The sequence below is a fragment of the Agrobacterium sp. V1 genome (assembly GCF_030518355.1).
In the GTDB taxonomy this organism is placed as follows: domain Bacteria; phylum Pseudomonadota; class Alphaproteobacteria; order Rhizobiales; family Rhizobiaceae; genus Agrobacterium; species Agrobacterium cucumeris.
The window spans coordinates 2013747-2026366 of sequence record NZ_JAULSF010000002.1 but is presented as its reverse complement, the minus strand read 5'-3'; the positions used below and the strand labels follow the sequence as shown (position 1 = coordinate 2026366).

Below are 12620 nucleotides of genomic sequence, written 5' to 3'. Positions count from 1 at the left end.
GACGATCGGTTGAAATATTCTGGTGGCTAACTTCTCGGGCCGTGCCGATGGCGTCGACATTTTGGTCGACTTTCGAAATTCATGTATAATGCTGGCAGTGAAATCGAGCGGTTCAAACTTCGCTTCGAAGCAAATTATGCCCGGCATCAGATCGAAACCGACCGCCAGGCGCGTTGGTCCAGTCTGAAAGAGGACGCGATTGCAATTATATCGATGCTTGTAATGCCATGGGATACCGGGACTGCAGCAGGCCAATGGCGACAAACCGTCAAGGTGACGCGCGACCCAGGCGCAATTGAAGCGGTCTTTGCCAAACTCAAGGCATATATGCAAGCATGCGCCATCGGAAGTATTGACGCCCCAGACAAGCCGCCAACGGCAACCAGATTTTAACGATTTCTGACGAACATGATAGAGTTCGCGACATTTCTATGATCGGGTTGACGAGTGAGAACAGGAACCACAGTGCGTTTGACCGACGAAATCTGCAAGTGTCATGCAATTCCTGGCCGGTAATGGCATTCAACGCTGACGTCGCTTTTCTCAGGTTTTTGGCCAAGCAGCCTGTGTAACTGAATTCGCCGGGTGTCCAATCTTTCCCCATTGTCTCGCCCAAATGACCATAGCAGCGTTAGCAGTTACGGTGATATCTCTGGAGTAAACTACGACCGCAAAGGGGTGGGTAGTGATTTTAGGGCCTAAGATCGAGCAACAACTTCCTGGCCCGGACACGGTGAGACGAGCACTTGATCACTTGTTTGCCTCAGATGTTTTTAGCAAATCCGAAAGGATGCGGAGCTTTCTTGAATATATCGTTATCGAGACGATAGAGGGGCGTGGTGATCGCATAAAGGCCTACAGTATCGCTCTGGAAGTCTTTGGTCGTCAGGCGGACTTTGATGGGACGGAAGACCCAATCGTACGCACAGCTGCAAACCGCCTTCGCAATGCTCTCGAGCGCTATAACGCTTCGCCTCAGAGCAAGTTGTCTCCTCTTCTCATCAGCCTGCCACGCGGCAGATATGTGCCCGTTTTCGAGTCCAACTCCGATGAGGAGCCTAATGCTGATACACAAGAGAAAAACGAGGTCAGTACTCTTGCGCTCCCACGCCGATACCTCTCCTGGCGTGTTATCGTCATAGTCTTGAGCTTTATCGCCGTAACGATACTCGGCTCAATTCAGTTGCTACCTAACCTGTTTAACAAGGCGACCGCATCGCGAGGGGCTACCGTTCCGCTGCTTCTTGTTCAGAATACTCAATTCACACCGGGCAGCGACCCTGCCGAGCGGTTGGCGCATGACCTCTCGGAGCTAATTGCAATCAAGCTCGCTGCCCATGGCAGCGCTGGGGTTGTGGACTTGGCGAGGGAGCCAGGCAATGTTGCCTACGAGACTGCAGGACGAAATCTGACGCGAGTCGTCTACACGCTGGATTCGGCCATTGTCGATCAAGGCGGGGAGCTAGCTTTAGTCTGGAAACTCAACGATGCTCATACGCGAGAGGTGTCGTGGACTGACCATGTTTCGCTGGGAACCCCGAATGAAGATACTGTGAACAACGCAGTGGATGCTTTAGTTCGCGGGGTAGTTGGCATGGAGGGTGCGATAGCGAGCCTTGAATCGACGCATCAAGGCGAGATCAGTTGTCTTTCACCAAGGGAACGTGTCGCGCTGGTATATGTGGATCAGTCCCTTCCTGATATACGCGCCTGCCTCGAAAGTGTAGTATCAAAGTATCCATTGAATTCCCAGGCTTGGGCAATATTGGCTCGTGTCTACTTCCGTCTCGGCAGAGACGCCGCATCCCGCGGCGAAGATCCCAGCGAATATGGAGGGCTTTTGCGCACTGCAGCGCAAAAAGCAATGGATCTGTCACCTCGTTCGTTCGCTCCTCAACTAGCTGCCCTTTATGTCGCTTACAGTGCAGGTGATTTGGATACATATGAGCGCCTGAGTCGAAAGATGCTCACAGTGTTTCAGGACCCTCATCTCAAGTTAATTGTTGGAAACGCGCTTTGGAGTATCGGACAAAGAGACGAAGGCGTCGAACTGGTTGCGAAAGGCATCGAGGAGACTGGTGATGTGGGGAGCCTAGGCTACCTTGTACTGGCATCAGACCGCTATGAGCGTCAGGATTTTACTGGGGCCCTGGAGATGCTTGAGCGGATTTATAGACGAGAATTTTATCGAATTGATCTTCTTCAGGCGGCGGCGCTGGCGAAACTGGGGCGGAAAGACGATGCCCGTGCCGCGATCCAACGCCTTCATGATAAACGTCCAGGCTACGAAAACCACCTCTACTTCGATTTCCGTCACAACAATTTTCCCGAACCAATGATCGAGCACCTTGCTGAGGGGCTTCGTGAGGCGGGCCTGATCGTGCCGATTCCGGTAGAAAATCCGAAATAACCACCGTCGCTCGAACCTGTCAGGTGACGCCGCTCGCGGTGGAAGGAGCACCATCGCAGGGCCGTCGAGCCGGGCGCTGATCTGCGGTCGTGTTACCGCCCAAATTGGACCTGTCGGATCGCGGAATGCTGTAATGACAAAGGACGTTAAATTGTCAAACCAGGTGGTGGTTTGCTAGCGTCCGGTTCAACCGAGGTAATGAAGATTGGCGATACCTTACTGAGCAGGCCGACAAGTTGGGACTGCTGTGTGGTGCCTGTTTTTTGGAAGACGCGCAACAAATAAGAGCGCGCGGTACCAAAGCTGATATCGAGCTTTTCCGCTGTCTGCCTGAGCGGGTACCCTGCGGTCAATTCACTGGATAATTGCGCCTCCTTGTTTGTCAGACCGAACAGGCTTTTGAGAAGTTCGGGGTCGGGGCCGATACCGTTGCCATTCACCGAGGTAACGAATACAAAGCAGGATGCCGTTGCAAAAATATCGTGGGCTGCCCTGCGGATCGGAACAAGATGCAGGACCATGAGATCACCGGCTTGGTTCCGGATCCCCATGGAGCGGGGCGCGTAGTCCTGATCCGTTTCTACATTGCGTAGCAATGCATCCAGATGTTCATTATAGGCACTCAGATCGAGGCGGTTCCAGGCACCGCACATTTTAGCAAACCTGGTCTCGAACTGCTTGTTCATTGCATGTATGTGCCGGCCGGCGCTGATGCTTATGCAAGGCGTCCCGAGCCCCTCCATGACTTGCACGACGCTGTTTTGCTGCTGCAAATGCGAGCGCGCGGCAATGAATGCTGACTGCACAAGATCGGGGTAAATGGTATTAAGCAGCTCAGCCTGTTGTTTAGCAAAAGCACCATTGCGGACATGGCGGTCAAAACCGCAGACAATCATATTGCCGGTGGGGGGAGCGACGATGGTTGCGATATCATCACCGATGGAATGCTCTCTACACAAATCCACATATCCCTTGAGATAGGGGGGAATGGCGTCCTCATAGCTCGCACCAGACGCGAAGCGTCCGAGGACTGCTTCAGGTGCGCTTTTTCTGACCCAGCTGTGAAAATCATTGCCCCAATGAATACGGTCCTGGTTCACCGGCAACAGACGTTGTTCCGTGTGAACGCCACATTTCTGTCCCACCGAATAGAGATATCCGGCATCAGCATTGATAGCGACGCGCAACTCGTTAAGGACTTCTACCCAACGCTCAGGTATGAACGCTGCTTCGTATAGCTGTGTCCGCAGTGCAGGGTCTAAATGGCTCATTTCGCATACCGGACACAGTGGGTTAGATGGTCAGCGAGATATGTGGTGTAATGTCATTATGCGGACTGCATCCCCGGAAAATGAGTTCATATGACGCTTCATATTGTTCGATTGGAGCATCGAACATAAGGGCTCGCCGCGGTAGGTAGCGAACGGTTTCATCCGGATACAATAACGGCTGTAACAGTACGATTGTAACGCAAGGACCAAGCCCATAATGCACCAAGGTGCGCGCATTCACCGTCGGTGTGGGGTTGAATTTATCGAAGGTGGGGCGGTTCCGGCAGAGATCGTCACAAACGGCTTTCTCAACCTCGGTTTCGTAGAGCATAGCCTGCTGACGATGATCCTGTCCAAGAAGTTCGGCTAGCACCAGCCCTCAACCGCCAAAGCGAACGCTATGCCCATAAAGGCGTCGGCCTCAGCTGACAGACGCTGGGCGACTAGATTGAAACATGTGCCGCAGCATGGAAGTCACTTGATAATCTGATCGAAGCACATGTCTTTGCCGCCGAACGTGAACCTTTTTTAGTCGCAGCGCTCGCAGCTGTCCTCATTTATGATCAACAGGCTAGGCACGGCTGCGGCCCGGTATCCCAACGTCTTTGCTGTTCGCAAAATAAGACGCCAAAGAGCTGACGGTCCTGCCAAATGGCAGCTTTAGAGCCATTGGATCCTATTTATAGAGCTCACAGCTGCGTTCGGGGTTTCAAGCTAGCTGTTCAGGAATTCCGTCGTAGCCGCCTTGGCTATAAGTTTTGCGTGCGGGGCTCACCACTCAAGTTTGTACGCAATTCAAAAAGGACCTCCCCTTGAGAAACCTTTCCATTCGACTGGCGGCTACCCTCGCGGTCGCCGCAAGCCTCTCATCGTGCGCGACTTCCGAAACGAAGGTGCTGGAACCCTACAAGCTGGCAAATGGTGCGCAATACCAGGATGTCGTCACGATTGCGGCCAACGGCAAGGGGACGGCGCCGACGGTTACGCAAGTGAAGACCTTTGCGCTGGAGGAATCCGGTCGTAGCGTGCTGGTGACGGGTGCGGCCGGGTATGACCCGAGTGCGGTCAGCACCGTTGGTGCGGCTGTGGCGGGCGGGCTTGCTTCCAGCGTTCCGATTGCCATCGGACTTCATAACCAGCGCATCAAACGTACCGGCGATGGTAGCAAGAGTGGTAACGCAGGCCCTGCGGGTCCTGCAGGGCCAAATGGTCCAGCTGGCCCGGCCGGAACTGCAGGTGCAGTTGGGGCGCAGGGTCCGATGGGTCCTGTCGGGCCTGCCGGGCCTAAAGGCGAGCCGGGGCCCGCAATGGCAGTTCCTTGATATTGGTCGTGTAGCGCGGCGAACGGCGTTGAGCTTCGGTTTCACGGTATCGTGCGCGCTCAACAGCCGGTCCGACTGGTCTCGGTTGGGCGGGCACCTTCTCATTCACCATGATTCCCACCCTTGAATAGCGATGTCCATCGGAGGAAATTCGTCGGGGGCCTGCCCGGGTACACTGGCGGGCCATCGGCATATACGAAGGTCTCGATGCGGCCCGGCATGACTGCGATCTCCAGCGTCCCGCCTGAGATATCCTGTTACGGTAGATAGGCATCGGTCGTGATGAAACCGGCCGCCTGATGAAATGCATCGATACGGTTGAGTGCGACCGCGATGTCGGTGGCAGACACACTGGCGCCCCGTAGTGCTTCAAAGCCGTAGAGTTTTTTGCCGAACGGCTTGTAGCCTGTGATTTTGATCATCTTGATGTCAAAACAGGGTCCCCCCGGGGCCGGCGGGACGATGCTCGGCTCCGGAGGGAGGGTCAAGGGCGCGTTGGCGCGTTGGCGGGCGCGCTCGCGTCTTGACCGCTCAGCTTCAGCCTGACTGGAACTTTGATTGTGAAGCGTGTCCTGAAGGGCACGGGTTGCACGATCGAGATCCTGGGCTGAAGCGGACGACAGGGCTGCCCAAGACAGGCTGGCCCACGGAAAGGCAAGGGGTGCAAGCCGCATCACATTCATCGGGCGTGCTCCTTGTTGAGGTTTGTAAGTGCGTCCGAGAATCCGATCAGCGAGACCCGAAAATCGAGGGCTTCGCGGTTATCGGACCAAATCCTGAGCCGTTCCCCCAGCGCGCGCCATGTCCTGATTGGTGCCAATGCCAATCTCGAACAGGCGTCCTCGATAAAAGGCACCATTTGCCTCTCCGGCTTCAAAGCCTGCCTCAAACTGCTTCACAGAACCTGGAATGTCGCTACCATCAAGCAGCTTGACGCCTTCGGCAGCATTCGCCTGCGCCGACGAGAGAAGAGCCAGAAGCCAAAACGCAGCACCATATGCCCTGAAAAACATAAACGCCTCATGGAATAATCAACGCGATCACTCAATGAGATCCCAAATTGCAAATTAAGAACCATACCGTTACATTTTGCAACGAAACGGTGTCGGGCCGGATCGTCGATCATAGTTCCGCCCCATGAACACTGCCGCAGTTGCGCGTCATCGCGCACAGGCATGCCAGCCACAATCAACGGACTGGATCTAGCGTCTTTTATAAACCGGCCGTGGCCGTCGAAACAAACAACTCGTCAGGCGATCGGTGCTTGCTATCGCGGTCCGCGATCAGGCATGCAGAGTTTGGCTGTGTCGGCAGCAATTCCGCCGCATCCTCTATCGTGATTGTGCTTTCGTATTGCGGATGAACTGTATGATGTTGTACAGCGCCAACGTCTGGCGACCGGCTCGTTGTATGTCCCAAGCCTCCGGTGCAACAAGTGAGTCAATTATGCCCAGACGGGATTTCGGCCGCTCATTTCGCTCCCGCCAGCCATCGGAGATCAGATATCGCAACTTCGTGTCCATGGGCGCTGGCATACGAACATTGGTTATTCGATTCAAAGATTACAGCGGAGCGCTTTATTCCGAGCTTGTGCGGCTCTAACGAAAGTCTGGATTCGTTAATGGGTGCAACGCAGTTGATGTAACCGTTTGATACTGCCTATCGCCTAGCCATCGACAGCAAATTTGTTATTGCTGGGATGCACCAGTAAAAATCACCGACCTTCAAAGGCGAGACTAGGAAGTAAAGGCTTTCTGTTTCGCCTTTTTTTGGCATTTCGCCAAGCTCAAGGGCCTGCAAGCAGCATACGCATTGTTTCGAGGGTACGCGAAACAGGGAGAACGGCACCAGGTCGTCAAATCCTAACTTTCCGATCGTTGAGTTAACAGTAGGGAGGTGTCAGCCGTGGCGTGACACAATGCATCATGGGCAGATTCATGGCCCTCTGTTCTGCTGCGCGCTGACCCAAGGAAGACACGAGGCGGTGCACTGCCGATGCGGGAATCGTGAAAGGATAAAACATGAAGCGCGATACCTATCAGTTCATTACCGACAAGATCGTGGCTGTGCTCGAAACTGGTGTATGTCCTTGGTTGCAGCCGTGGGGCAAAGGTATTAGGCCACACCGGCCGTTACGTCACAACGGCATCCCTTATCATGGGGTCAACACCATCCTGCTTTGGTTAGCCGCGGCGGAACAGGGCTACAATTCGGCCTACTGGCTGACATTCAAGCAAGCGCTGGGACTTGGAGCATCGGTCAGAAAAGGTGAAAAATCAACGCTAGTCGTCTATTCACGCGCAATCGAAAAGGGCACGACAGTCGACCGAAAAATTTCCTTCTCGAGAGGCTACGCTGTTTTCAACGCCCAACAGATCGATGGATTGCCCGTATATTACTATTATAAGCCCGCGCCGACGGACGAGCCAAAACAGGCGATCAAGAATGCGGACATCTTTTTCGCGAACCTGGGAGCGGACATCCGCAACGGCGGAAACTCAGCCTATTACAGCCTGGAAACTGATCATGTTCAAATGCCGCGGTTTGATGCTTTTTCTTCAGCAGAGGCCTATGCAGGGACACTTGCGCACGAACTCATCCGTTGGACATCAAGCCGAAGCCGCCTTAACCGCGATTTGTTACGCTGTGGTCGGGATAAAGACGCTTACGCGCGCGAGGCGTTGATTGCCGAGCTTGGAGCGTGTTTTCTGTGCTGCGATCTGGGCATCAAGGCCAGGCCCCGCGACGATCATGCCTCCCATATCGGCCTGTGGATGAAAATCTTAAAGGGTGACAAACGGGCCATCTTTCAGGCCGCAAGTGTCGCCGAAAAGGCCGTTGGGTTCATGCAAGACCTACAACCACTTACCGATGTCGCGCCGTCTTACCGTCTGTAATTAGCTTCTACTTTGTGATCGCAACAAAATGGCGGACCCTAAAGGCTTGATCCTCAGCTCCTTATCAACGGATAGGCTCGTTGTTGATCACGAAAGAGCCCGCAGCTGGCGGGCTGCGGGCTCGGTACTGGCTGGTTAACAGCTGCTACCAGCTTGTTAAGACTAGCCAGCGTTTCGAATAAAGCAGGACGCCATTTCAACGAGAACGTTGCATACCGTTTGATACGGTCACGTCACTCCACGTCGATGCAAGTTTTGTCATAAGCCTCGAACCAACAAAAAATGTCGGTGAGAGTACGGGATGAACGAACGCGGAAAAGTATTGCAGAAGCGCCTGTTGCTGGTGAAATCAGGCGTATGCATGAAGGCCTTGCTTTCAGCTTTTCTGTCCACGCAGTCGGCTTTTGCCCAAGAGCGCGATCCAGCACATTTCGGTGCGTTTGGCCAAAACGTCAAAGTCGGTGTGCTCGTTGATGGGACATGGTCAGGCCATCGGGAGTTTAGGACGCGCGACAATCTCATGCGGTTTGCAGATCCCTTTGCAGATACGAACGTTGCCGGCGCGGGCGCCAAAGCCAACCCCGAACTCGTGACGATTGCAAAAGTGGCTGACGCGCTCAGTTACAAAATTCGCGTATTGCCAAAGCCTCAAGCTGATCGCGCTTCGTATCGTGATTGAGATGGATCCGGTTTAACCAAGAGTATCGCAGCCCGGCGGCTTATCGATCGCCGGGCCTTGTATCTGGCGGAAAGATTTTTCCTTTCCCCACACTTCCATCCCTTTAGCGCTTTGCCGTCATAGGTCGCGCAACGGCGCCTATGACCCGTCAGTGCCGGCAACCTCAGACGAAAGCTATTGGATCAAACGCATGAAGAAGGAGTTGACCGTGGTTTTAAGTCCGAAGATTGAGCAACATCATCCCGATCCTGATATGGTGAGAGAAGCGCTCGAGCATGTGTTCTCTTCGGAGGTTTTTATTAATTCCGGAAGAATGCGCACCTTTCTCGAGTACATTGTTACCGAAACAATGGAGGGACGTGGCGATCGTATAAAGGCTTACAGTATCGCTCTCGAAGTCTTCGGCCGTAAAGATGACTTCGCCATATCGGACGACTCAATCGTGCGCACAACTGCGAACCGTCTCCGCAATTCCCTTGAACGTTACAACGCTTCACCCGACAGCAGAAGGTCACCTCTTCTAATTAGCCTGCCACGTGGGAGGTATGTGCCGGTCTTTGAGAACAATCCCGCCTGCGTTCCAGTAGGAACTAACAACGGGCGGAAGCAGCTGTCTGAAGGGTTTGTCAACTTCCGACAAAAATATCGATTGTCACTTATTCTCCCAGGCCTTTTACTGATCAGCGTATTTGCGGCGCTTGTGGGACTTCGCGAGTGGTTTCCGCAGGTTGAGCGATCAACGGTGGCAGAGGCGGCCGGTGCCCCTATGTTATTGGTACAGGATACCCGGTTCTCACCTGGTAGTGCCGTTGCAAAGAAGTTGGCACATGATCTTTCAGCGCTAGCGACGAACAAACTTGCCGCCCATGGCATGGCCCGGGTCGTTGACGTGGCGAATGACGCCCAAAGTCTCGCGCGGGACCTCGCCGAGAGAAATCCCTCGCGTGTCATCTATACGCTTGACACGGCTATCGTCGGACATGGCGAGGAGTTTGCGTTAGTCTGGAAACTCAACGATGCACATACGCGGGAGGTGTCATGGGCCGACCAGATATCGCTGGGGAGCGTGAATCTGAATGGGAGTACTGCAGACTCCGCAGCAGATGCATTGGTAAGTGGCGTATTCGGATTGGACGGCGCTGTCCCCAGCCTTGAGTCCATGTATCAGGGAGAACTTAGTTGCCTAAGTCCACAGCAACGCGTCGCGATTATCTATGATGCCGGATTGATTCCAAATGCTCGCGAATGTCTTGAAAATCTGGTTGCGAGCCACCCGCGTCATGCGGAAGCCTGGGCAAGCTTAGCTCGTGTATATTTCAGATTAGCGAGACATGCTGCTTCCGTTGGCGAGGACCCTAGCGACTACGGCGAGCTTTTGCACGTTGCGGCGGAGAAAACGCACGAGCTGCTCCCTCAATCCTTTGGTGCTCAATTGGCTGTCGCCTTTGATGTATATAATCACGGAAAGGTGGAATTATTTCAGGAAATAGCGCGGGACATGCTCAAGAAATTTAGAGATCCCCATTTTAAAATAATCATTGGCAACGCTTTTTGGAATATCGGTCGTACCGCCGAGGGTACGACGCTCGTCAAGGAAGGAACGGAGGAGATGGATCGCCGGGGAACTCTAGCAGATCTGATATTGGCATTTGACCGCTACGAGAACGAGGATTTCGGTGAGGCTTTGAACATACTTGACGGGATCATCAATCCGGAGTTTTACCGCTTCTATCTTCTTCGAGCCGCGACACTTGCAAAGTTAGGGCGAACCGAAGCCGCTCGAGCGGCTGTCCATAAACTCCACGAGAAACGCCCCGGCTACGAAAATAACCTATACGCAGATTTCCGACACAACAATGTTGCCGATTCAAGGATCGAGCAGCTCGCCGAGGGGCTACGCGAAGCTGGCCTCGCCGTGCCAGTTCCGGCAGTGAATGCGAGATAAATATTTGATTTATCAGCGTGGCGTTTCGGACCGCAGGTTCGTGAACTGACACTGAACGACAATTATTGCAGTCGGAGTTGTCTTATGAGAGGACGCGCATGTCTGCTGGCACCATCTGAGAATTGCCATCGAAGTCGGTTCGGTTCCGTTCTCCGAGATAATTGTTCGAGGTCGTCCGCGTTGGACATGGCGATATCGAGTTCTCACGTTATAGACGCCCTCAAGCTTTCGTCGTGTCGTTGCCTCCGGTTCGAGGACGCGGAACGATGCGTCCTTTTCGTCAAGCTCATCAACGAGGTTGAGCCCGTCGCGGGTAGAGCGGCCAAGACTCACGGCATTTCCGGTGAAAAGTCAGAATTTTCGCGATTGCAAGCCGCCCCGATGAGGCGGCTTGCGTTAGTCGGTGACCGCTCACGCGGCCAGGGGCTTGGAAGCGCGAAGGGCCAGGTTGATCAGGCAGGTGATCGCGATGTTCGCCGCCAAGGCCAGCAGTCCCGTATAGACGGTGAAGGGTTCGCCGCCCAGGCTGACCGCGTGCAGGGGTTTCCAGCCGGCATCCCAGACAAGGTATGTTCCGCCGACAAAGCCAACGACCCATCCGGCAAGCAGTGCCGGCGCGCGGAACCAGTTGGAATAAAGACCAAAGATCAGCGCCGGTAGAGTCTGCAAGATCCAGATGCCACCCAGCAATTGCAGATCAAGAGCAAACTGCGTGGGCAGGAGAAGGATGACCAGCAGCGCCCCGACCTTGACGACGAGCGACGACAGCTTGGCCACCTTGGCTTCTCCTTCCGTGGTCACGTTCGGATTGACATAAGCCTTCCAGAAGTTCCGGGTAAACAGATTGGCGGCACCAATGCTCATGACGGCTGCCGGGACCAGTGCGCCGATCGCGATGGCGGCAAAAGCGAAGCCGGCGAACCAGCTCGGAAACAGCATCTGGAATAGGGCTGGCACGACGTCGTTCGGGCTATCCAGCTTCAGGCCGGCAGCGTGCCCCATATAGCCGAGCAGTGCCAGGAGGCCGAGCAGCAACGTATAGGCAGGTAGAAGCACAGCGTTTTTGCGGATCGTGTTGGCGCTGTTGGACGCGAATATCCCTGTTAGGGTGTGGGGATACATGAAGGCCGCCAGAGCCGAACCCAAGGCAAGGGTCGCATAGGCGACATACTGGTTTCCGCCGAGCAACAAACTCCCGGTGCCCTTGGCATCGAATGCAGCCTTGGCGGATGCGAAGACGTTGTCATATCCACCAAGCTTTGAAGGAATAAGCAGGACGGCGACGATCACCACGATATATATCATGATGTCCTTGACGAAGGCGATCAGAGCCGGTGCGCGCAGCCCTGCCGAATAGGTGTAAAGCGCCAGAATGATGAAGGCGATCGACAGCGGGATTTCGCCGTGAAGTCCGAGCGCCTTGAGCGCGGCCGTCATGCCGATCAGCTGCAAGGCGATGTAAGGCATGGTGGCAATAACGCCGGTTGCCGCGACGGCCAATTCGAGGGCGCGTGAGCCGAACTGGCCGTGGACGATGTCGCCAGCGGTCACGTAACCTGCATCGCGGGCGCGCTTCCAGAGCAATGGCATGACCGCGAAAACAAAGGGGTAGACGATAATCGTGTAAGGCAGGGCAAAAAAACCGTATGCGCCGACGACATAGACAAGCGCCGGTACTGCGATGATCGTATAGGCGGTGTAGAAGTCGCCGCCAACCAGGAACCAGGTGATCCAGGTGCCGAAAGAGCGCCCTCCCAGGCCCCATTCGTCGATATTGTCGAGGTCTTTGGGCTTGCGCCAGCGGGAGGCGACAAAGCCGAGCACGGTGACCAGAACGAAGAAGAAGGTGAAAACGGACAGTGCCGTGACGTCGATCTCAGTCGTCATTGCGCACACTCCGATAGGCGACATAGGTGAGGAAGGCTGTCAACGGTACCCAGGCCAGCTGATACCAATAAAAGAACGGGAAACCGAAAAGGGCCGGTTCCTCGATATTGTAGAAGGGAACCCAGAGAAGACCGATATACGGAAGAGCAAGAAGCGACAAAGCCGCCTTCTTGCGCAGAGACTTTTGCGCCATGGTATTTCCTCCCAAC

12 protein-coding genes are annotated in these 12620 nt (G+C 54.6%); 7 read left to right on the top strand and 5 right to left on the bottom strand.

Annotation, left to right across the window (positions count from 1 at the left end; all coding sequences use genetic code 11):
• Positions 1 to 81 precede the first annotated feature (81 nt).
• Positions 82 to 393, top strand: a complete 312-nt coding sequence (locus tag QSV77_RS23070) for a hypothetical protein (RefSeq protein WP_302735193.1) — start codon at positions 82 to 84, stop codon at positions 391 to 393.
• Between the two features lie 292 nt (positions 394 to 685).
• Complete coding sequence (locus QSV77_RS23065; protein WP_302735192.1) at positions 686 to 2410, top strand: M48 family metallopeptidase; 1725 nt, start codon at positions 686 to 688, stop codon at positions 2408 to 2410.
• Between the two features lie 146 nt (positions 2411 to 2556).
• On the opposite strand, the gene QSV77_RS23060 is transcribed toward QSV77_RS23065, so the two are convergent.
• A complete protein-coding gene (locus QSV77_RS23060; RefSeq protein WP_302735191.1) occupies positions 2557 to 3681 on the bottom strand; it encodes a hypothetical protein in 1125 nt (374 codons plus the stop codon).
• A gap of 217 nt (positions 3682 to 3898) precedes the next feature.
• Here QSV77_RS23060 and QSV77_RS23055 point away from each other — a divergent pair, with 217 nt between their 5' ends.
• Complete coding sequence (locus tag QSV77_RS23055; RefSeq protein WP_302735190.1) at positions 3899 to 4051, top strand: hypothetical protein; 153 nt, start codon at positions 3899 to 3901, stop codon at positions 4049 to 4051.
• A gap of 442 nt (positions 4052 to 4493) precedes the next feature.
• On the top strand, positions 4494 to 5003 hold the full coding sequence (locus QSV77_RS23050) for a hypothetical protein (RefSeq protein ID WP_302735189.1): 510 nt from the start codon (positions 4494 to 4496) through the stop codon (positions 5001 to 5003).
• A gap of 257 nt (positions 5004 to 5260) precedes the next feature.
• Here QSV77_RS23050 and QSV77_RS23045 read toward each other — a convergent pair whose 3' ends face one another.
• Both QSV77_RS23045 and QSV77_RS23040 read right to left on the bottom strand, forming a co-directional pair.
• Positions 5261 to 5686 carry a hypothetical protein gene (locus QSV77_RS23045; protein ID WP_302735188.1) on the bottom strand — a complete coding sequence of 142 codons (426 nt, stop codon included), beginning with the start codon at positions 5684 to 5686 and terminating at the stop codon, positions 5261 to 5263.
• Positions 5687 to 5764: 78 nt separating this feature from the next.
• Positions 5765 to 6016: a hypothetical protein gene (locus QSV77_RS23040; protein WP_302735187.1), complete on the bottom strand. Its 252-nt coding sequence runs from the start codon at positions 6014 to 6016 to the stop codon at positions 5765 to 5767.
• 1008 nt (positions 6017 to 7024) lie between these two features.
• Between QSV77_RS23040 and QSV77_RS23035 the strand changes: the two genes are divergently transcribed.
• The 3 genes from QSV77_RS23035 (at position 7025) to QSV77_RS23025 (ending at position 10524) form a co-directional block, all read left to right on the top strand.
• Positions 7025 to 7900, top strand: coding sequence for an ArdC family protein (locus QSV77_RS23035; protein ID WP_302735186.1), 876 nt, complete (start codon positions 7025 to 7027; stop codon positions 7898 to 7900).
• A gap of 301 nt (positions 7901 to 8201) precedes the next feature.
• Positions 8202 to 8579, top strand: a complete 378-nt coding sequence (locus tag QSV77_RS23030; RefSeq protein WP_302735185.1) for a hypothetical protein — start codon at positions 8202 to 8204, stop codon at positions 8577 to 8579.
• Between the two features lie 190 nt (positions 8580 to 8769).
• Positions 8770 to 10524, top strand: coding sequence for a tetratricopeptide repeat protein (locus tag QSV77_RS23025; RefSeq protein ID WP_302735184.1), 1755 nt, complete (start codon positions 8770 to 8772; stop codon positions 10522 to 10524).
• A gap of 411 nt (positions 10525 to 10935) precedes the next feature.
• Here the strand turns inward: QSV77_RS23025 and mctP are convergent, their stop codons facing one another.
• Together mctP and QSV77_RS23015 are read right to left on the bottom strand one after the other, a co-directional pair.
• Positions 10936 to 12411: a monocarboxylate uptake permease MctP gene (gene mctP / locus QSV77_RS23020; protein ID WP_142842587.1), complete on the bottom strand. Its 1476-nt coding sequence runs from the start codon at positions 12409 to 12411 to the stop codon at positions 10936 to 10938.
• Positions 12401 to 12604 (bottom strand): DUF3311 domain-containing protein, encoded by a 204-nt coding sequence (locus tag QSV77_RS23015; RefSeq protein ID WP_161991413.1) that lies wholly within the window; start codon positions 12602 to 12604, stop codon positions 12401 to 12403. Before QSV77_RS23015 ends, mctP begins: the two co-directional genes overlap by 11 nt.
• Between the last annotated feature and the right edge of the window lie 16 nt (positions 12605 to 12620).